13 protein-coding genes are annotated in these 20,885 nt (G+C 69.0%); all 13 read left to right on the plus strand.

Annotated elements, in window-relative coordinates; translation table 11 throughout:
* The first annotated feature begins 29 nt into the window (after positions 1-29).
* Positions 30-1,373 carry a DUF58 domain-containing protein gene (locus AC4EEV_RS17730; RefSeq protein ID WP_491329609.1) on the plus strand — a complete coding sequence of 448 codons (1,344 nt, stop codon included), beginning with the start codon at positions 30-32 and terminating at the stop codon, positions 1,371-1,373.
* On the plus strand, positions 1,370-4,027 hold the full coding sequence (locus tag AC4EEV_RS17735) for a transglutaminaseTgpA domain-containing protein (protein ID WP_491329610.1): 2,658 nt from the start codon (positions 1,370-1,372) through the stop codon (positions 4,025-4,027). The genes AC4EEV_RS17730 and AC4EEV_RS17735 overlap by 4 nt, the downstream gene beginning before the upstream one ends.
* Positions 4,024-5,853, plus strand: coding sequence for an RDD family protein (locus tag AC4EEV_RS17740; RefSeq protein ID WP_491329611.1), 1,830 nt, complete (start codon positions 4,024-4,026; stop codon positions 5,851-5,853). Before AC4EEV_RS17735 ends, AC4EEV_RS17740 begins: the two co-directional genes overlap by 4 nt.
* Complete coding sequence (locus AC4EEV_RS17745) at positions 5,850-6,785, plus strand: PP2C family protein-serine/threonine phosphatase (protein ID WP_133830271.1); 936 nt, start codon at positions 5,850-5,852, stop codon at positions 6,783-6,785. The genes AC4EEV_RS17740 and AC4EEV_RS17745 overlap by 4 nt, the downstream gene beginning before the upstream one ends.
* Positions 6,772-8,826: an FHA domain-containing protein gene (locus AC4EEV_RS17750; RefSeq protein WP_491329612.1), complete on the plus strand. Its 2,055-nt coding sequence runs from the start codon at positions 6,772-6,774 to the stop codon at positions 8,824-8,826. Before AC4EEV_RS17745 ends, AC4EEV_RS17750 begins: the two co-directional genes overlap by 14 nt.
* Positions 8,823-10,577 carry a serine/threonine-protein kinase gene (locus tag AC4EEV_RS17755; RefSeq protein WP_491329613.1) on the plus strand — a complete coding sequence of 585 codons (1,755 nt, stop codon included), beginning with the start codon at positions 8,823-8,825 and terminating at the stop codon, positions 10,575-10,577. The genes AC4EEV_RS17750 and AC4EEV_RS17755 overlap by 4 nt, the downstream gene beginning before the upstream one ends.
* A gap of 88 nt (positions 10,578-10,665) precedes the next feature.
* Positions 10,666-11,370 carry a hypothetical protein gene (locus AC4EEV_RS17760; protein WP_018763009.1) on the plus strand — a complete coding sequence of 235 codons (705 nt, stop codon included), beginning with the start codon at positions 10,666-10,668 and terminating at the stop codon, positions 11,368-11,370.
* Entirely contained in the window at positions 11,367-15,812 is a 4,446-nt protein-coding gene (locus AC4EEV_RS17765) for a type VII secretion EssC family protein (RefSeq protein WP_491329614.1), read from the plus strand. Before AC4EEV_RS17760 ends, AC4EEV_RS17765 begins: the two co-directional genes overlap by 4 nt.
* A 122-nt stretch (positions 15,813-15,934) precedes the next feature.
* Positions 15,935-16,570, plus strand: a complete 636-nt coding sequence (locus AC4EEV_RS17770) for a hypothetical protein (RefSeq protein WP_491329615.1) — start codon at positions 15,935-15,937, stop codon at positions 16,568-16,570.
* Between the two features lie 79 nt (positions 16,571-16,649).
* Positions 16,650-19,004, plus strand: coding sequence for an NAD-dependent DNA ligase LigA (gene ligA, locus AC4EEV_RS17775; protein ID WP_109045929.1), 2,355 nt, complete (start codon positions 16,650-16,652; stop codon positions 19,002-19,004).
* On the plus strand, positions 19,001-19,810 hold the full coding sequence (locus AC4EEV_RS17780) for an inositol monophosphatase family protein (protein ID WP_491329616.1): 810 nt from the start codon (positions 19,001-19,003) through the stop codon (positions 19,808-19,810). The genes ligA and AC4EEV_RS17780 overlap by 4 nt, the downstream gene beginning before the upstream one ends.
* A 131-nt stretch (positions 19,811-19,941) precedes the next feature.
* A complete protein-coding gene (locus AC4EEV_RS17785) occupies positions 19,942-20,445 on the plus strand; it encodes a GNAT family N-acetyltransferase (RefSeq protein WP_133830277.1) in 504 nt (167 codons plus the stop codon).
* Between the two features lie 47 nt (positions 20,446-20,492).
* A complete protein-coding gene (locus tag AC4EEV_RS17790) occupies positions 20,493-20,873 on the plus strand; it encodes a RidA family protein (protein ID WP_018763014.1) in 381 nt (126 codons plus the stop codon).
* Positions 20,874-20,885 lie beyond the last annotated feature (12 nt).

Genomic DNA, 20,885 nt, shown 5'->3' on the forward strand with positions numbered 1-20,885 from the left:
TTCCACCGCAACAACGAAGGCACACCCACATGTCCGACGGCACGTCCACCGGCACCCCGTTGACCCGGTTCGCGGAGCGGTTCCGGCTCCTTTTCCACCGGAACGGCCGCCCCACCCGTCTGCACCCTGCAGCGGTGTGGTCTGAAGCCAGCAACACGGCCCTCCTCGCCCTGACCCCGGCCTGGCGGACCATCCGGACCACCTGGCTGACGTACGTTTGGCCGGTGCTGTCCGTGGTCAGCATCCTCGGCTGGTCCGTCCTCGCCGCCTCGGTCCTGCTGTGGATTACCGGCCAGGCGTTCGGCTGGCAGGAAGCCACGGCAGCCGCCATCGCCGCCTTCGCCATGTTCGTGATCGCGGTCGCCTTCATCCTGGGCCGGTCCTCCTATGGCGTGGTCCTGGACCTTGCCCGGACCCGCGTGGCGGTGGGGGACAGCGCCGTCGGAAGCATCGCCGTCTCCAATACTTCCGCCCGGCCGCTGCTGCCTGCCGCGCTGGAACTTCCGGTGGGCAACACCACCGCCGTGTTCCACCTGCCCAGGATGAAGCCAGGCCAGGTCCACGAGGACCTCTTCACCATCCCCACCGCCCGGCGCGCCGTCATCGTGGTGGGACCGGTCCGCTCCGTCCGGGCCGACCCGCTGCACCTCCTGCGCCGGCAGGTCCTCTGGACCGAGCCGGAAGACCTGTTCGTGCATCCCCGGACCGTAGCCCTGGCCGGTTCGGCGGCGGGCTTCATCCGCGACCTGGAGGGCATGCCAACCACGGACCTGTCCAGCGCCGACGTCTCCTTCCACGCCTTACGCGACTACGTGCCCGGGGACGACCGCAGGCACATCCACTGGAAGACCACCGCCCGGACCAACAAGCTGATGGTGCGCCAGTTCGAGGAAACCCGCCGCGCCCACCTGGCCATATCGCTGTCCATCAACACGGAGGAATACGCCTCCGAGAACGAATTCGAGCTGGCTATCTCGGTGGCAGGGTCCATCGGCCGGCAGGCCATCCGCGAACAGCGGGAACTGGACGTCCTCACCCAGAAAGGCCCGCTGCGCTGCGAAACCGGCCGCAACCTGTTGGATGACATGACCCGGATCGTCGGCGCCCCGATGCGCCGCACCGCCGTCGACCTTGCCCGGACCCTGGCGGACACCGTCCCCAACGCGTCCGTGGTGTTCTTCGTGGTGGGAAGCAACGTGACCGCCACCCAGCTCCGCTCCGCAGCCGCTTCCGTCCCGCCGGGAGTCCGCAGCCTGGCCGTCCGGGTGGAAGCCGGCGCAGCGCCCACCCGGGCCAACATCGCAGACCTGACCGTCCTGACCCTCGGCGACCTGGCCGACCTTGCCATCGTGCTGAGAAAGGCCGCCGCATGAGCACCGCACCGGGCCAGATCCCGCAAACCCGTACACGCCGCAAAGCCCCCAGCCCGGAGTCCGCCTTCGCCCACGGCCGGCCGTGGCACTTCCTGCTCGACGCCGGCGCCCTGGTTGTCCTCCTGGGGCTGGGCCTGCTCGGCTTCGGTTTGAGCTTCGGCGGCGATCCCTACTACCTGCTGTCCGGATTCGGCGGCATCATCCTTGGCCTGGGCATTGGCGCCGCCAACGCGCACCTGCGCCTGGGCCTGCTGATCACCACGGCCCTGGCGCTGGCAGCTTACCTGGTCTTCGGGACTTGGCTGGCGGTGCCGGACTCGGCCATCGCCGGTTTCGTCCCCTCCCTGGATTCCCTGCGGACCCTGCTCCTGGGCGTCGTGTTCGCCTGGAAGGACATGCTCACCGTCGGGGTGCCGGTGGGAACTGCCGGCGGCGTGCTCATCGTGCCCTTCCTCAGCTCGCTTATCACCGCACTCGTGGCCGCGCTCCTGACGTGGCGCGCGCGGAGCCCCTACCTGCCCCTGCTGCCGGTCCTGGTCCTGTTCGTCGCCGGCATTGCCTTCAGCACCAACGCGGCGTTCCTGACCCTGGAACGCGGCATCGGCCTGACAGTCCTCGGCATAGCCTGGGCCACGTTCCGCCGGGACATCCTGCGGCGGGACAGCACCCGAAGGGTTGCCGTTAACACCCCGCAGGCCGACAGCGGCACGGCCCGGCGTGCCCAAATCCGGCGGCTGGGAATGGCAGCGGGCGTGATTGCCCTCAGCGTGGGCGTCACCGCCGTGGCTGCGCCCCTGGTCAACGCCGGCGAGGACCGCAAAGTCCTCCGCAACGTGGTGGTCCCGCCGTTCGACCCCAAGGACTATGTCACGCCGCTGGCGAGTTTCCGGACCTACGTCAAAGACAAGAAGGACGACACCCTGTTCGTGGTCAAGGGGCTGCCGCGGGACGGCCGGGTACGGCTGGGTGCCTTGGACGCCTTCAACGGGACCAACTACAACATGGATCCCAACGGCTCCGGTAACTTCAGCAAGGTGGGCGACGCCAAGTCCATCAACACCCTTGCCGATTCGGCCGGGGTAGTGCCCACCAACGACTACTCGATCAGCATCAACATCGAGGACTACCAGGGCTTCTTCGTCCCCGGCGGGCGGAAGACCACCGGCATCAGTTTTGACCAGTCCGGTTCCGCCGCGGCTGCAGGCCTCTACTTCAACCCCGGGACGGACACCGCCGTCACCACCAACGGCCTCACCCGCGGCGATTCGTACAGCGTGCAGGTTTCGGATCCCGTCAAGCTTGAGCACGGCCAGCTGACCCAGTACGACTTCGCGAAAGTCTCCCTCCCGGATCCACTGGAGGTGCCGCCCGTCGTAGGCTCCCAGGCCAACGACCTTTCCGCGGACGTCCCCACGGCGATCGACCGGGTCCGCCAGATCGAGGCCCATTTCCAGAAGACAGGTGCGTTCAGTAACGGCCTGGTCAGCGAAGGACAGCTGCCCAGCGTTTCCGGCCACGGCTCGGCCCGGATCCGGAACCTGCTCACCGCCAAGCAGATGCTCGGCGACGACGAGCAGTACGCCGTGGCGATGTCCCTGATGCTCCGGCACCTGGGCATCCCGTCCCGGGTGGTGATGGGCTTCTATCCTGAGCCCACCAGCCCGGAAAACGGTGCCGGCGAAGTGAAGATCACCGGAAAGGACGTCCACGCCTGGGTGGAGGTTGCGTTCGAGCGCGTCGGCTGGGTCAGCTTCGATCCCACCCCGCCCAAGGACAACATCCCCATTCCGCCGGACCCGGAAAGCAAGTCAAAGCCCAAACCGCAGGTGCTGCAGCCGCCGCCCCCGCCACAGGAGCCCGCGGACCTGCCGCCGGACTCGTCGCCGGACGCGCTGGACGCTGACCAGAAGAAGAACAATCCGTGGTTGTTCTGGGGCGCCCTGCTGGGTGCCCTGGGCGTCGTCGCCATCCCCGTGGTGATCCTTGCGCTCCCGTTGCTGCTGATCGCCTTGCTGAAGACACGACGCCGGAAACAGCGTTTCCGGGACGGCCATCCGGCCCAGCGCGTCGGCGGAGGCTGGAGCGAAGTGGTGAGCCTGGCCACGGACATGGGCGCCGCCGTCGACACCCGGTCGACACGCCGGGAGAGCGCCGCCGTGCTGGCCGAGGCGTTCCCTGCCAGCCAGGGAACCACAACGCTCCTGGCCCGCCGGGCCGATGCCTCCATCTTTGGCGCCGGCCAGCCCACGGAAGAGGAGGTCAAAGAGTACTGGACCATCGTGGACGGCTCGCTCAAGGAGATGACCGCCACCGTGGGCTTCTGGCGCCGGCAACAGGCACGTTTCTCGCCCCGTTCCCTGCTCAGCGACGCCCGGACCGCGATGAACTCCGGCGGCGGGCTTTCCCTTCGCCGCCTCCGGGCGGGACTGCGTGCGCTGGCAGCCCTGTCCGCCGGCCGTCGCCGCCGCGGCAGCGGAGGTACTGACACGCCAGGCACGCCGGCAGGTGACCAACAAGGACCCGGGGCGCCCGCAAGCGAACCGCAGGGCCCCGGCGCGCCGGAGGCCAACCAGCAGGAAACCAGCCAGCAAGGAACGAACCAGCAGGGAACCAGCCAGCAAGGAACGAACCAGCAAGGACCAAGCCAGCAGTGACCTCCGACGTCGACCGTTGCCCGCGCTGCCAACAAACCGTCCGCGCGGGAGCCACCTTTTGCGCGGCCTGCGGTGCGCCGCTGCCCAACCGGGCGGCGCGCCGCAACCGCGGCCAGGGCCCTGGCCCGCACGATGACGAGGCCGGCGCCCGGGACGGGCATGCCGCGCATGCGCCGGGGATTCCCGGTACTATCCCGGTAGTAGAAAGGCCTCCGGCAGCACAGCCGGCGGGCATCGCATATCCGGGTACCGCTCCTGCGGGCACCGATCCGGGCAGTGCCGGCGGTTCCACCAGGGTGGGGGCCGCTCCAGGGGGAGGAACGGGAATGGCAGTAAACCTCGAGCTTGTTCCGGCTGCGGCGGGCAAGCGGTTGGGCGCTGCCGTCATCGACTGGCTGCCCGCCGTGGCAGTGCTGGTGGTGACGTTCGCCATCGGCTTCGCCGGGATCACCCGTTCCCGAAGCGGCGGCTTCATTGTCTATGACACCTCGTCCCTGGTGCTGTTCGGCGGCATCGGCCTCGGGCTGACCCTTGCCTACCTTTTTGTGGTGCTGGGCCTGGAAGCCCGTACCGGCAAGACCCCCGGCAACCTGCTCATGGGCATCCGCAGCGCGGACCAGGACGGCTACGCGCCCGGGGCCGGAGGTGTCTTCCTCCGGGGCGCGATCACCGGCGCGGGCATCCTGCTGTCCCTGGTGGCTGCGGTCCTGGTGGTGGTGTTCAAGTGGTTTGATGCCGCCATGTTCATCCTCGGCCCGCTGCTCCTGCTCGGTGCTGTGTGGGCGGTGCTGGTAGTGGTTTCGAGCCAGTGGGACAAAAACGGCGGGCTGCGGGCCTGGAACGACACCGCCGCCAAGACCCTCGTGTTCGACGTCAAGGCGGGGCGCGACCCCATCACCACGGGGGGCATCCAGGGCCCGTACAGCTTCGCGCCACTGGACCTTCCGCCCGTTCAGCAGGTCCTGTCTCCGGTGGCCGGGGCCAGGACGGCCACCACCGCGGCCGCCCGGCAGCCCACGCCACAGCCTGCCCCGGGGCTGGCCGCCCAGGCCCCGCAGCCGCCGGCCGCCCAGGCGCCGCTGCCGCAATCGGCCCAGCCGCAGACAGCCCTTCCCCAGGCAGTCCCGCTGCCGCCAGCCGCCCAGGCCCCGGCATCCCAATTCGCTCCACCCCAGGCGGCGGCACCCCAGGCTCCTGCACCCCAGGCTCCTGCACCGGCCGCTGCGGCTCCATCGCAGACCATGCCCTACACCAGCCCTGCCTCCTTCGCGCCGCCATCCGTGCAGGACGCCCCGTATCCCGCCACCGCCTATCCCGCAGCGACCCAGAACCCGCAGCCCGTCACGCCGCACGCCGCCCAGCCGGCGGCCGGCAGCCACGGGTTCGCCCCGGGCGCCCAGGCGTCCACGGCAGGCCACCGGGTGCCCGGGCCGCACCTTGACGACGACGTCGAACGTACCCAGGTGCGTTCGGATACCGGCGGGCCCGCCCCCGTGGCGGTCCTGCGGATCCGCCTGGACGACGGCCGCGACTTCCAGCTGGACCGCAGCGTCCTGGTGGGCCGCAACCCGGTAGGCCAGCCCGGGGAACAGCATGCCCAACTGCTTGCCGTGGATGATCCCGGACGCTCCATCTCAAAAACCCACCTGCATCTGCTCACCGATGGTGCGGGGATATGGGTTACGGACCGGCAGTCCACCAACGGCAGCGCCGTGACCACCCCTGACGGCCTGCGCACCCCCTTGGCGCCGGGCGTCCCAACGTTTGTTACCCCCGGCTCCAGTGTGCATTTTGGAGACCGCACCTTTTACCTAGGACAGGCATGAACCAGCACCCCGCCAGTGTTTCCTCCACCATCCAGCCGGGGCCGGGCCTTAGCCTCACCTACGGCTACGGGACGGACAGGGGACTCCGCAGGGAGCTGAACGAGGATTCCTACATTGCGGCGGATCCCGTCTTCGCGGTGGCCGACGGCATGGGCGGCCACGAGGCCGGCGAGATCGCCAGCGGCCTGTGCGTAAGGGCCTTGGCCGGGATTCCGCAGCTCGCCACCGGTGAGCGGAGCATTACGGCCGCGGTCCTGCAGCAGTACCTGGTGCGGGCGGACAACTCGATCCGTGAGGCCGCGGGAGCCCGCGCCGGCACCACCCTCACTGGCGCGGTGGTGGTGGAACAGATGGGCATGCCGTACTGGCTGGTGCTGAACATCGGCGACTCCCGGACCTACCGGCTCAGCCAGGGCCGGTTCGAGCAGATCAGCGTGGACCACTCAGAGGTCCAGGAACTCGTTGATGCCGGCGAGATCACCGCCCAGGAAGCCACCGTGCATCCCCGCCGGCACGTGGTCACCCGGGCCCTGGGCACGGGGGATGAGACGGAGGCTGACTACTGGCTCCTCCCAGTCGAGGAAGGAGACCGGGTCCTGGTCTGCTCGGACGGGCTGACCGGTGAACTGGCGGACGAGGACATCCTCCGCATCCTCAGCACCGTGGCCCAACCGCAGGACGCCGTGGATGCCCTGATCCAGGCTGCCCTGCGCAGCGGCGGCAGGGACAACGTCACGGCCATCGTGGTGGACGCCAGGAACGTGGCGAACGACGACGGCGCCGGCACCACCGCGCCACGCTACAGCCCGGCGGACCGGGACGAGGAGACGCTGCCGCGTCCGCTGGCCAACGGCGCGGTGACGCAGCCCTTGCCTGAGCAGCCGGAGGCCGGCACGGACGCCGAGGGGGAGGGCGACAATGACCGCCGCTAGCTACATTCCGGGTAGCTGGCTTGGTGTCGTCCGGTCCGGCACGGCCGTCCTCCTGGGCCCCGAATCACCGGCCGAACTTGCCGGTGCCCTCTGGGAACTCCTGGCAGCCCGGCCGGAACCGCATGAGGTCCTTGCTGCCGTGACCAGCAGCTCGGGCGGGTCGCTGGCCCGCATACCCTCCTTCGGCATCCTGGACTTCAACGGTTCGCTGAGGGTCTTCCTGCGCGGCAACCTCGACCTTCGCGTGGAGCAGCCCGGCGGAGCCGTGGACCTGGACGGCCGTGACGTCACCACCTGGAACGAACGCCGGTTTGTCGTCCCCGGGATGTGCCGGCTGGACATCGCTGACGCCGGCGGAGACCAGCCCGAGCTGCCGCTCGGCGAGGGGGTGGTCTTGCTGCAGGCGCTGACGCTCGGCGTCCCGTCCGGGCCGGCCGCCGTTGCAGCCCCCGCTGCCAAGGAACGGGCCGCAACAACGGAACACCCGGCTGCAGCGGAAAGTCCTGTCGAGGCACAGGGCATGGACCAAGCCGAAAACCCGGTTGTCGTCGAAAGCGTGGTTGCGGTCGCAAACCCCGTGGTCGTAGAAAGCGTGGTTGCGCTGGATTCTCCAGGCACGGCCGGGGACCCGGGCGCAGAAGCCAGCGTGACCGACTTTGCCGGGGAGGACGAGCTCCCCGGCACCCCCACTCCTGAGCACGGGGCATCCGCCGAGACGGTTCTGGCAGTGATCGACGAAGACCAGGAGGGGCTCCCCGCGGATACGGCAGACGCCGCGGAGGCCGTGGGGGAAGCCGCCGACCCTGATGCCACGATTGCCCCCGGCACCATCATCCCCCCTGACCCGGCGGACGCGCCCGGCGCCGGGGAAGACGATGGGCCGGAGGAAGATGCGCCGCCGGCCGGTGACACCGTATCGGCTGAAGCGGGTCCCGCGGTGGAAATGACCACGTCCTACGACCACCTGTGGGACCGCACCGTGATGCGGAACATCGAGGACGCGGCAGTCCGTGAGGACCCGGACGCCGACTCCGGCCTCATCGCTGTCAGCCCGCAGCCCGCCCTGCCTGCGGCCGAACAGCCCGCCGCCCTGGGCCCGGCCGACGACGCGTCCACGGCCGGACAGCAGTCCGGTTCCGATGCCGGGCCGGGCGCCGGGCCGGGCGCCGGGGCGGACGGTTCCGCGGGCAGCGACCCAGCCTGGGGCGCCAGGCGGAGCCCCAACCCCACCCCGGATCCCGGGCCGGAAGCGCAGGCTCCCGCCCCGCCTCCCGCCGGCGGCCTCATCGATTCGGTACCGTGGCGCACCGGCGGAAACGCGGCCGCTCCGTCGTCGGCCCCGTCCGGCCCATCCTTGGGGGCACCTCCTGCCGTCACCCCACCGGCAGGCCCTGAAGCATCTGCGAACCGTGCTCCCGCGCCGGCCTTCTCAGCAAGCCAGGCCCCTGCGGCAGGAACTCCCGACCAGGCCCCTGCCGCCGGCTTCGATCCCGACCATGACGGCGAGACTGTCATGAAGAGCAGCCTCCCCGGAATGGCTCCGCATCCAGCGGCGCCGGCCGTCCAGCAGGACCCCGCCAATGGACCAATGGTGCTGGCCCGCGTCTGTGCCCAGGGCCACGCCAACCCACCCACACGTGCCCTCTGCAGCGCCTGCGGGGGCAGCCTGCTGCCGGACGCCGTCCAGGTGGCGCGCCCCAGGCTGGGGCGGGTGCGCCTGTCCACCGGCGACGTGCTGGACCTCGACCAGTCGATGGTCATCGGGCGGCAACCGTCGGTATCCCGCGTCCAGGGCGGTGTGATGCCGCGCCTGGTGCAGGTGGCGAGCCCGGGCGGTGACATTTCCAGGTCCCACGTCGAAGTCCGGCTCGAAGGCTGGCACGTCATGCTCTGCGACCTGAAGGCCACCAACGGCACCGTGTTGGTGCGTGAGGGCCAGCCGCCGCGCCGCCTGGCCCAGAACGAGATGGCCATCCTGCTCGATGGCGACATCGCGGAACTGGGCGACAACATCTCACTGCGTTTTGAGGAGATTCCTTGAGTTCCAAACGGCCCGTAGCGCCGCCGCCCCGGATCCAGGGGTTCACGTACATCAGCCTGCTCGGCTCGGGCGGGTTCTCTGACGTCTACCTGTACGAACAGGACAGGCCGCGCCGGAAAGTCGCCGTGAAGGTGCTGCTCTCCGATTTGAAGACCGAGGGCGCCCGCCGGCGCTTCGAGTCCGAAGCCAACCTGATGGCCCAGCTGTCCTCGCACCCTTACATCGTCACCATTTTCGAAGCGGAAGTGACCGACGACGGGCATTCCTACCTGGCCATGGAGTACTGCTCCCGGCCCAGCCTGGACGTGCGCTACCGGCGGCAGCGCTTCAGCGTGGACGAGGTCCTGGCCGTCGGCATCCAGGTGGCGTCCGCCGTCGAAACCGCGCACCGTGCCGGCATCGCCCACCGCGACATCAAGCCGGCCAACATCCTGGTGACGGACTACAACCGCCCGGCCCTGACCGACTTCGGCATTTCCGGAACCCTGGCAGGCGACACGGACGACGACTCGGGGATGTCCATCCCGTGGTCCCCGCCCGAGCAGTTCCGGGATGGAAGCGTTGACGGCGTCATGGTGGACGTATGGGCCCTCGGCGCCACCCTCTATACCCTGCTGGCCGGCCGCTCGCCCTTCGTCATGCCCGGGGCGGACAACTCCCAACGCGAACTGATCAACAGGATCAGCAACATGGCCCTTCCGCGGTTGGGCCGGGCCGACGTGCCGGAGTCGCTGGAACTGGCGCTGTCCACCGCCATGGCCAAGTCCGCACAGTCCCGCTACAGTTCCGCGCACGCATTCGCCCTGGCACTGCAGCGCATCCAGGCCGAACTGAACCTCTCCGTCACGCCCTTCGAAGTGCTGGAGGAACCGCAGCAGGAGGAAAGCCACCTGGACGACGGAACCGAGGAAACCCGGGTCCGCAGCATCGCCGCCATTGATCCCGAACGGACCGGCAGCGCACCGACGTTTCCCGCGCGCACGCGCCCCAGCCAGCCCGGCGGCACGGACGCAACCGGTCCCAGGGGAGGTGCCGCCCCGCCGTCGCACTTCACTCCCGCCGCGCCTGGCCAATGGCAGCCCGCCCCATCCGTACCCCACCTTCCGGCCGGGCCGGCCGCACCGGAGGCAGCCGACGGCGTCCGGGCGGGGGAGTGGGCACAGTCAACCGTGCTGCGGGGCAGCGCCGCGGCACCACACTATGGTGCGCCCGTCACCGGTCCGGCGGGGAGCAGCGAAGATCCGGCGTACGCCGCGGACGCTACGGTCCAGCGGGCGGTAAAAACCGCGGAGCCACAGCAGGCGCCCGAGGCCGACCACGGCAAACGCAACCTCTGGCTCGCCCTCGCCGGGGGAACCCTGCTGGCACTTGCGGCGGTGGTGGGCATCGTGGTGGCGAACACGGCCACCGGAACCCCCAAGGCCGTGGAAACCCAACAGGTCAGCAAACCTCCCGCGGACGCCCTGGACAACGGCACCGTCCCCGACGTCGAAGGTCTCAAGGGCTCAATCGGGGCCGACGGGGAAGCCACCTTCACCTGGACCAACCCGCAGCCCAAGGACGGGGACACCTACAAGTGGAAGGTGTACACCATTGGCGGCAACAGCGCGGAATTCACGTCCGTCGCGAACCCGCCCGTCAAGATCCGGCCCAATCCCGGCGGACAGACCTGTATCCAGGTGATGATCGTGCGCACCGACGGCGCATTTTCACCCATGGAGGAGGGCTCCATCGCCTGCACCGGCCAATGAGCGGCCTGCACGAACCGGCGGGGCGGCCGCTCCGCACCACCAGCACTGACGGTTACCGCAACACTTCTGCCTTGAGGAGGCACAGATCATGGGGGATCTAGCAATAGATTTCTGTGGCGAATGGTACGAGCCATCCGACGAGGACATCTTCAACATCGGCCGCGAAGGCGACCTTGAAGTGGACGACAACCCGTACCTGCACCGGCAGTTCCTGCAGGTTGCCCGCTACGACGGCATCTGGTGGCTCAGCAACGTCGGCAGCATGCTCTCCGCCACGGTGGCCGACGCTTCCGGTGGCATGCAGGCGTGGCTTTCCCCCGGCGCCCGGATCCCGCTGGTGTTCAGCCACACGAACATTATTTTTACGGCCGGCCCGACCACCTATGAGTTCGCCGTGCACTTGAAGACGCCGTCCTTCCGGCAGGAAGCCCGTGAGGACAGCAGCGGCGGCGACACGACGATTGGACCGGTGGTCTTCACGGATGCCCAGAAGGCCCTGATCGTGGCGCTCGCCGAGCCGGTCCTCCGGCGCGAAGGCACCGGCTTCAGCACCATTCCGTCCTCGGCCGCGGCCGCGAAGACGCTGGGCTGGGCGCTGACCCGCTTCAACCGGAAGCTGGACAACGTCTGCGACAAGCTGGACAGGGTGGGCGTCGTCGGGCTGCGCGGAGGCGGCGGCAAACTGGCCACCAACCGCCGTGCCCGGCTGGTGGAGCACGCCGTCACCACGCACCTGGTAACACCCGATGACCTGTACCTGCTGGAGAAGATGAGGGGCGTGGACGAAGGATGAGGATCCGCCTGACACTCCGCCGCGAGCCCGCCGACGCCAAGGATCTGGCCGTCACGGTGGACGGCCTGGCCACCGTGGCCGACATCGCCACCGTGTTGTGGGCTGCTGATCCGGACCGGAAAGGAACGCCCCCTCCGGAGAACCTCTCGCTGCGCATCGATGAAGCGTTCGTCGGTGCCGGCATCAGCGGAAATGTCCTGGCCCGCCAGGACAACCTGCTCGAATCAGGCCTGCGCCCCGGCTCGGTGGTATCGCTGGCCCAGGTCAGCGAGCCATTCCATGAGCCCGGCGCCGGCCGCGGACCGGCTGCGGCCACCTTGCGTGTCCTGTCAGGGCCCGACGTCGGCCGCGAATTTTCGCTGCCCACCGGCACCAGCTACATCGGCCGGGACCGGGACGTCGATATCCGCCTCACGGACCCCCTCACCTCCAAGCGGCATGCCCGTATCACCGTGGCAGAGGGCATCGAGATCGTGGACACGAACTCCGCCAACGGCCTGTTGATGGACGGACTTCCCGTCACGCGCGCAACCCTGAACTCCTCCGACACGGTGACGCTGGGGGACACCACGGTCACCGTGGTTCCGCTGGGCCACAACCATGCGGCAGCGCCGACGTCGCCCCTGGTGGACTTCAACCGTTCCCCGCGGGTGGTGCCCCGCTTCGAGGTGCCCAAACGGGTCCTGCCCTCCGGCCCCAAACGCCCCGAAGACCACCCCTTCCCGTACATCATGCTGGTGGCGCCGCTGATGATGGGCGCCGTGATCTTCGCGGTCACGCAAAACGTGCTGTCCATGGTGTTCATGCTGATGATGCCGTTGTTCATCGTGGGCCATTACGTGGACCAGAAGATGCGGACCAGGAAGCAGCAGAAGGAGCAGCTCAAGCAGTTCCGGGCGTCCATGGCGGCGTTCCGGCAGGACCTGACGGAACTGCAGCAGGTGGAGCGGGCTGTCCGGCTGCAGGAAGCACCGTCGGTCAGTGACACGGTGGATGCCATCTATAAGCTGGGCCCGCTGCTGTGGACCCACCGCCCGGAGCATTCCTCGTTCCTGGGCCTCCGGTTTGGGCTGGGCACGGCGCCGTCCCGGGTCCCGCTGGAGGAACCCTCCAGCAATGACACCGAAGTACAGTACAGCCGCGAAATCCAAGACTGCATCAAGCAGTTCAGCGAGATCGAAGGCGTTCCGGTTGTTTCCCAGCTGCGGACCTCCGGTGCCCTGGGCATCGCCGGTGCCCGCGGCCTGGTGGACGATGTGGCCCGGGGAATGGTGCTGCAACTGGTAGGCCTGCATTCCCCGGCCGAGGTTGTCCTCACCGCCATCACATCCGCCCAGTCGCGCGGGCGCTGGGATTGGCTGCAGTGGCTGCCGCACGTCGGCTCCGGCCACAGCCCGCTGGGCGGGGACCACCTTGCGGCGGGCTCGGCCGGCGGATCCTCCCTGCTGGCCCGGCTTGAGGACCTGGTGGACGCCCGCGAAGCCGCGGCCAAGCGGTCGGGTCCGGAGCTGCGCCCGGGCATCGACCCCGACAAGCACGACCTCGAAGATCCTGTCCTGCCCGCCGTGCTGGTGGTCGTGGAGGATGACGCGCCCGTCGACCGCGGCCGGCTGACCCGGCTGGCCGAGCGGGGACCCGATGCCGGCGTCCACGTCCTGTGGGTGGCCACGGACATCCAGGCGCTGCCGGCCGCCTGCCGCGACTTCATGGTTGTGGACGGCGAGCACGGCACCACCACCGGACAGGTGCGCCTGGGCCGGCACACCTACCCGGTCAGCTGTGAGAGCGTGGACGCGGAGCTGGCGGCCCAGCTCGCGCGGATGCTGGCTCCCGTGGTGGATGTGGGCAAGCCGGTCAACGACGACTCCGACCTGCCGCGGGCCGTTTCGTATGCCACCCTGATCGGCAAGGACTTCCTGGACAACCCGCAGGCGGTGGCCGAGCGCTGGACCGAAAACAACTCCGTGCACGCCACCGCCGTGGCGAACCGCAAGGACAACGGCACCCTCCGCGCACTCGTGGGTTCCAAAGGCATCGAACCGCTCTACCTCGACCTGAAGAATGAGGGCCCGCACGCCCTGGTGGGCGGTACCACCGGTGCAGGAAAGTCCGAGTTCCTGCAGTCCTGGGTCATGGGCATGGCCGCCGCCTACAGCCCGGACCGGGTGAGCTTCCTGTTCGTCGACTACAAGGGCGGCGCCGCGTTCGCGGACTGCATCAACCTGCCGCACACCGTGGGACTGGTCACCGACCTTTCCCCGCACCTGGTGCGCCGGGCCCTGACGTCCCTGCGCGCCGAGTTGCACTACCGCGAACAGCTGCTGAACCGGAAGAAGGCCAAGGACCTGCTGGCACTGCAGCGGGAAGCCGACCCGGACGCACCGCCCTACCTGATCATCATCGTGGACGAGTTCGCCGCCCTGGCCAACGAGGTTCCCGAGTTCGTTGACGGCGTGGTGGACGTGGCGGCCCGTGGACGGTCCCTGGGCCTGCACCTCATCCTGGCCACCCAGCGGCCGGCCGGTGTCATCAAGGACAACCTCCGCGCCAACACCAACCTTCGCGTGGCCCTCCGCATGGCCGACGAGGAGGACGCCACGGACATCCTGGGCGTCCCGGACGCTGCCTATTTCGATCCCGCCATCCCCGGCCGCGGCGCAGCCAAGACCGGCCCGGGCAGGATCCAAGGGTTCCAAACCGGTTACGCGGGCGGCTGGACCACGGACAAGCCGCAGCGGCCGCAGATCGACATCGTGGAGATGGCCTTCGGTTCCGGTCCCAGCTGGGAGGCGCCCGCGCCCGATAAGCCCCTGGCGCAGGAGCCTGCCGGCCCCAACGACATTGCACGGATGACGTCCACGATCGTGCACGCGGCGGACTCGCTGGACATCAGGGCGCCCCGCAAGCCGTGGCTGGATGAGCTGGCCAAGACCTACGACTTCTCCAAGCTGCCCAATCCCCGCACGGACGAACAGCTGCTTCTGGGCGTTGCCGACGACCCCGTGCACCAGGAGCAGCCCACCGTGTTCTACGAACCGGACAGGGACGGCAACATGGCCATTTACGGCACGGGCGGCTCCGGCAAGTCGGCCGCACTGCGGGGCATCGCCATTGCCGCCGCGGTGACTCCGCGCGGCGGACCGGTCCACGTCTACGGCATCGATTGCGGCTCCGCGGGATTGCGGATGCTCGAGGAGCTTCCGCACGTCGGTGAAATCATCAACGGCGACGACGTCGAACGCGTGGGGCGCCTGCTGCGGCTCCTGCGCGACATCGCCGAGCTGCGGTCAGCGCAGTTCGCCGAGGTACGTGCGTCCACCATCGTCGAATACCGGAAGCTCGCGAACCGGCCGGACGAGAAGCGGATCTTCGTGCTGGTGGACGGCATGTCGGCGTTCCGCGAGGCATACGAGCACAGCAAGCTCTCCGGACTGTGGGACATCTTCCTCCAGCTGGCCACCGACGGCCGCACCCTGGGCATCCACCTCGTGGTGACGGGCGACCGGCCAAACGCCGTGCCGGCCTCCCTGCTGGCCTCGATCCAGCGCAGGCTGGTCCTGCGCCTGTCCTCCGAGGACGACTACATCTCCCTGGATGTTCCCAGGGACGTCCTTACCGCCACCTCGCCCCCTGGGCGCGGTCTCCTCGACGGCCTCGAAGTCCAGCTGGCAGTCCTGGGCGGGAACTCGAACCTGGCCCTGCAGGCCCGCGAAGTCCACAAACTCAGCGAAGCCATGCAGCGCCAGGGCCTGGACACCGCCCCCGGAATCGAACGGCTCCCGGACCAGGTGGACCTGGACGTCCTGCCCGCCGGCAGCCCGGACCTGCCCGTCATCGGCGTGGACGACGAATCGCTGCAGCCGGCCGAGCTCATGGCCCGCGGCCCGCTGCTCCTGGCGGGCCCGCCAGGGTCCGGGCGTACCGTTGCACTGGTCACCCTGGCCTACGCGCTGCGCCGGTCCAACCCCGCCACCGAGCTGATCTACCTCGGCTCCCGCCGCTCCGCCGTCGCGTCCCTGCCCATCTGGAACCGTTCCGTGGTGGGCCCGGATGATCTCGCCGAGGTGGTCGAGGACCTGGTGGAGCACTCAACCGGAAATCCCGGTTCGGTGGCCATCTTCATCGAAGGCCTCACCGAGTTCACGGACACCATCGCCGAATCCGGCATTGCCCAGCTGGTCACGGCGTCCCTCAAGGCAGACCAGTGGGTGATCGGCGAGTCCGAGTCCTCCACCTGGTCCTCGGCCTGGCAGCTTGCCCAGCCCTTCAAATCCGGCCGGCGGGGACTGCTGCTCAACCCCGGGGATATCGAAGGGGACGGCCTGCTCAACACCTCCCTGGGCCGGGTCAGCCCGGACTTCATTCCCGGCCGGGGCTACGTGGTGGGACGCGGCAAGGCACGGAAGATCCAGGTGGCGTTGCCGCCCGAAAACCGCGACTGAGCAGCCCGGAGATGTGCGGGGCCGCCGCAGCCGCGGATTTGCGGCCCCGCACGGCGCTGTAGAAGACTACCGGGGACACCAGAAAGCCGCGGTGGGGGGACTGCGCGCAGCGAAAGGTAGCAATGGCCCCGTCCGCACCGGTTCTCCGCACTGTTTCGACGACGGCAACAGCAGCTGTCATGGCCTTGGCCCTCGGCATCTTCCCGGCCGGGGCGGCGGCCGCCGCCCCCCTGGCCGCACCTGCCCAGCCTTCATCCACCCAGGTGTCGGGAACCCAAACGGCGCCGGACTGCGGGCTGCTCTGCCTGCCCGTCCTTGCCAGCAGTCCGGACACCGGCCAAACCGGGCGGCCGCGCAAGTCCAAGGACCCCGTACCGCCGACCGCCCAGCCCGCGCCTCCCGCCGCCGAAGCTCCGGTCCAGCCGCCACAGCCCGCCGGGCCTCCGGCCGCCACCGCGCCACCAGCCGACGCTTCGGTGCCGGCTGCAGAGGCGGAAGCAGCATCCGACGGCGCGCCAACCGCAGTCCCATCGGCCGACGCCGGGTACCGCCCGCCCACCGGTCCTTCCAGCGGGGTGGACTGGAACAGCCCGGTCACCCGGTCCGCGGCGCCAACCCAGCTGGCTGCCGTTTCTCCCGCCCGGGGCGAAGGCCCCGGCGGCCCGGCGCTCCTGCCCATCGCACTGGGAACGGTGCTGTTGGCCATAGCGGCCGGCGCGTTCACCTGGTGGAACCGCAACCGGCTCCGGTCGCACTGACGCCGGCTCCGCGCCGCCCTGTCCCGTGCCGCGCCGCCCTGCCAAGGAAATCGTCGGAGGGGTAGGGCAAGATAGGTCTGTGAGTACAGGACCAGGACCCGCAGAACAGACCGCCGCCCGGACCGCGGCCCCGCATGAGCCCGAGGCCATCCCCACCGAAGCCCTCCGCGAGGAATACGAAAACCTCGCGGACCTGGTGCGGAAGTACCGGTTCGCCTACTACCAGGAGGATGCGCCCCTGGTCTCGGACGCCGAGTTCGACACCCTCTTCCGCCGCCTGGAAGAGATTGAGGCCCTGCACCCGGAACTGGTGGCCAATGACTCGCCAACCCAGGAAGTCGGCGGCGAGGTTTCTGCCGCATTCGCCCCGGTGGAGCATCTGCAGCGGATGTACAGCCTGGAGGACGTCTTCTCGCTTGAGGAACTCGAAGCCTGGCTCAACCGGGCCGAGGCAAGCATCGCGAAGATCGGTGACGGCGGCACCAAAGCCGCATGGCTGACTGAACTCAAGATCGACGGCCTCGCCGTCAACCTCCTGTACCGTGACGGAAAGCTGGTGCGCGCGGCCACCCGCGGCGACGGTACCACCGGCGAGGACATCACCCACAACCTGCTCACCATCAAGGAAATCCCGCAGGAACTGCAGGGCAGCGGCTTTCCCGCCGAGATGGAAATACGCGGCGAGGTCTTCATTCCCTCCAAGGCGTTCGCCGAATTCAACGACGCCCTGATCGAGGCCGGCAAAGCCCCGCTGGCAAACCCCCGCAACGCGGCGGCGGGTTCATTGCGGCAGAAGGACCCCGCCGAAACCGCCAAGCGGCCCTTGAAAATGTTCGTGCACGGCATCGGCGCCCGCGAGGGGCTTGAAGCCCGCAGCCAGTCGGAAACCTACCATCAGCTCAAAGAATGGGGCCTGCCCGTCAGCCCGTACTTCGAGGTGCTGGCGGCCCGCGACGACGTCCTGGGTTTCATCCAGCGGTACGGGGACCAGCGCCACAAGCTGCTCCACGAAATCGACGGCATCGTGATCAAGGTGGACGATTTCGCCACCCAGCGCGCCTTGGGCAACACCACCCGCGTTCCCCGCTGGGCGGTGGCCTACAAATACCCGCCCGAGGAAGTCCACACCAAGCTGCTGGACATCCAGGTCAATGTGGGCCGCACCGGCCGCGTAACCCCCTTCGGCGTCATGGAGCCGGTCAAGGTGGCCGGATCCACCGTGGAAATGGCCACGCTGCACAACCAGGACGTGGTGAAAGCCAAGGGCGTGAAGATCGGCGACATCGTCATCCTGCGGAAGGCAGGGGACGTCATCCCCGAGATCGTTGGCCCGGTCCTGGCCCTCCGGGACCAGCAGGATCCGCCGGTCCGGGACTTCGTGATGCCCGCCGAATGCCCCTCCTGCGGAACCCCGCTGGCCCCCGCCAAAGAAGGCGATGTGGACGTCCGCTGCCCCAACTCCAAGTCCTGCCCGTCCCAGCTCCGCGAGCGGGTATTCCACGTGGCCGGCCGGGGCGCGTTCGACATTGAGGCCCTGGGCTGGGAAGCGGCCATCGCCCTGACCCAGCCGGCCGAACCTGAAGTGCCTCCGCTGACGTCCGAAGCACGGCTGTTCGACCTCACCCCCGAGGACCTGGCCGAGGTACGGATCCGCCGGGAGAAGAAGTCCAAGGGCGTCCCCACCGGGGAGTTCGAGCTGGTGCCGTACTTCTACAGCAAGGGCACCGCCAAATCGCCATCCAAGCCAACCGCCAACACCCAGAAACTGTTCAAGGAACTGGAGAAGGCCAAGACGCAGCCCTTGTGGCGGGTCTTGGTGGCGCTGTCCATCCGGCACGTGGGCCCGCGGGCGTCACGCGCCCTGGCGCAGGCCTTCGGCACCATGGACCGTATCCGGGCAGCCAGCGAGGAGGAGCTCGCCCACGTTGACGGCGTAGGACCTACCATCGCCGCCGCCCTCAAAGAGTGGTTCGCCGAAGATTGGCACGTGGAGATCGTGGACCGGTGGGCGGCTGCGGGCGTCCGCATGGAGGACGAACGGGACGAGTCCATGCCGCGGACCCTGGAGGGCCTCACCGTGGTGGTGACGGGCTCGCTGCCCAACTTCAGCCGCGACGAAGCCAAGGAAGCCATCCTGCTGCGCGGCGGCAAGGCCGCGGGCTCCGTTTCCAAGAACACCAGCTACGTGGTGGCGGGGGAAAGCGCCGGGAGCAAGCTGGACAAGGCCGAACAGCTGGGGATCCGGGTGCTGGATGAGGACGGCTTCAGGCAGCTGCTCGACGGCGGGCCGGCAGCCCTGGGCGACGCCGCACCCGACGGCACCACACCGGACGCCGACGCCGCGGACCACCACGCCGCGGACCAAGGCAGCCCGGACCAAGGCAGCGCCCGCCACAACACGCCCGACGACACCACTGTGGAGGAAAGCGCATGACATCCGCGTCTGAACTGTTGGATGTGGCCCGGCGGGCCGCCGCGGCCGGTGCCCAGGTACTGTCCGGCCGTGACGGCAACGCCCTGGACCCCAACAACAAGGGTGCGGCCGGGGACTGGGTCACTGCCTTCGACATCGCCGCCGAGGACGCCGTGCGCGCCGTGATCGCCGCTGCCCGCCCTGGCGATATTGTCACCGGGGAGGAACAGGGAACGACGCGCCCCGCTGAATCTACGGGGTACCGCTGGTCCATCGATCCCCTGGACGGAACCACCAACTTCATCCGCAACATCGTCTACTACGCCACCTCCGTGGCAGTGGCCGATGCCGACGGCGTCTGGCAGGCCGGCGTCGTCAACGCCCCAGCCTTGGGGCGGGTGTACTACGCCGCCCGCGGCCAGGGCGCGTGGCTGGAGGAGCGGGGAACGCTCACCCGGCTGGAAGGGCCGGTTTCGGGCCGTACCGGGCAGATCCTGGCCACCGGGTTCAGCTACGAGCCGGCCGTCCGCTCCGAGCAGGCGGCAGCGTTCGCCACGCTGATGGATGGCTTCGCCGACGTGCGGCGGCTCGGCTCCGCTGCCCTGGACCTGTGCATGGTGGCGGACGGGACACACGACGCCTACGGCGAACGCGGCCTGAACGAGCATGATTTCTCGGCCGGTGCCCTGATCGCCGAGGAAGCAGGCTGCTGGGTGCGCCGGCCGCGGTTGACCAGTCCGCTCGACGGCGGTCCCTCCGACGACGAACGCCTGGACGCCTGGACCTGCGCGGCCGGGCTGGAACTGTCAGGAAAGTTTCCGCTCTAGGTGTACCGAGCCGGGCGCGCTGTCCGCCGGCCGGCTTGGGTGCGGCGGTAACTCCTCCCGGTACTGATAGTTCGATCACGGAAAGCCCCGTTTGGGCCCGCGGGGACCCGAACCGCCACTACCATTGACGGGTGCAGCCGCAGCTAACCATCCGTCCCGCCGTCGAAGCCGACTTCGGCGACGTCGCCCGCATCACCGGCGACTCCTACCTCGCCGCAGGGTATTTCGACGACGCCGCCCACCCGTACATGGTCAAGGTCATGGACGTTGCGGCGCGCGCGGAGCAGGCCACCATCTGGGTGGCTGAACGGGAGGGGTCGGTCATTGGCTCGGTCACCCTGGCACTTGCCGGTGAACCGTACGCTGACATTGCCCTGCCGGACGAACTGGAATTCCGGATGCTGGTGGTGGACCCTGCCGTCCAGCGCAGCGGCGCCGGACGCGTCATGGTGGAAGCCATCATCAGCCATGCCCGAACCCTGCCGGGTATCCGTGCGGTGGCACTGACCACGGGGAAAGACTGGGAAAGCGCGCATGGCCTGTACCGCAGGACCGGCTTCCACCGGGTGCCTGAACGGGACTGGTTCGTTCCCGGAACCGACACAAAACTGCTGGTTTACCGGCGCGACCTGTAGCGGCCCTACAGTGGTGGCGACCCATTCCAGCTTTGAAAGGCCCACCCATGCGTAAAACCTTCGGCACCGGCTCCGTCTGGGAGCAGACGCTCGGCTATTCCCGCGCCGTCCAGGTGGACAACACCCTCTACATCTCCGCCACCGCGGCCAGCGGCGACGACGGAATCGTGGGAGACGACTTCTACACGCAGACCCAGTACATCCTGCAGAAGCTCGGCAAGGTCCTGGCCGACGCCGGCTTCGCGTACGAAGATGTGGTGCAGTCCAAGCTGTACCTGACGGACATCAGCAAATGGGAAGAGGCCGGCCGGGCACACGGCGAAGTATTCGGCGAGATCCGCCCCACCCTCTCCCTGGTCCATGTGCTGCCGTTCCTTGACCCGAACATGCTCGTCGAGATCGAACTGGTCGCCCGGAAAGCTGCCTGACGCTCTCCCTGC

The sequence above is a fragment of the Pseudarthrobacter sp. MOO14 genome, from assembly GCF_058267675.1.

Excerpts from the sequence above, each read along its gene's own strand:
- AC4EEV_RS17770 (WP_491329615.1), top strand. The coding sequence starts at position 15,935 with ATGGCCCCGTCCGCACCGGTTCTCCGCACTGTTTCGACGACGGCAACA.
- AC4EEV_RS17750 (WP_491329612.1), top strand. The coding sequence starts at position 6,772 with ATGACCGCCGCTAGCTACATTCCGGGTAGCTGGCTTGGTGTCGTCCGG.
- AC4EEV_RS17735 (WP_491329610.1), top strand. The coding sequence starts at position 1,370 with ATGAGCACCGCACCGGGCCAGATCCCGCAAACCCGTACACGCCGCAAA.
- AC4EEV_RS17760 (WP_018763009.1), top strand. The coding sequence starts at position 10,666 with ATGGGGGATCTAGCAATAGATTTCTGTGGCGAATGGTACGAGCCATCC.
- AC4EEV_RS17730 (WP_491329609.1), top strand. The coding sequence starts at position 30 with ATGTCCGACGGCACGTCCACCGGCACCCCGTTGACCCGGTTCGCGGAG.
- AC4EEV_RS17790 (WP_018763014.1), top strand. The coding sequence starts at position 20,493 with ATGCGTAAAACCTTCGGCACCGGCTCCGTCTGGGAGCAGACGCTCGGC.
- AC4EEV_RS17765 (WP_491329614.1), top strand. The coding sequence starts at position 11,367 with ATGAGGATCCGCCTGACACTCCGCCGCGAGCCCGCCGACGCCAAGGAT.
- AC4EEV_RS17745 (WP_133830271.1), top strand. The coding sequence starts at position 5,850 with ATGAACCAGCACCCCGCCAGTGTTTCCTCCACCATCCAGCCGGGGCCG.
- AC4EEV_RS17780 (WP_491329616.1), top strand. The coding sequence starts at position 19,001 with ATGACATCCGCGTCTGAACTGTTGGATGTGGCCCGGCGGGCCGCCGCG.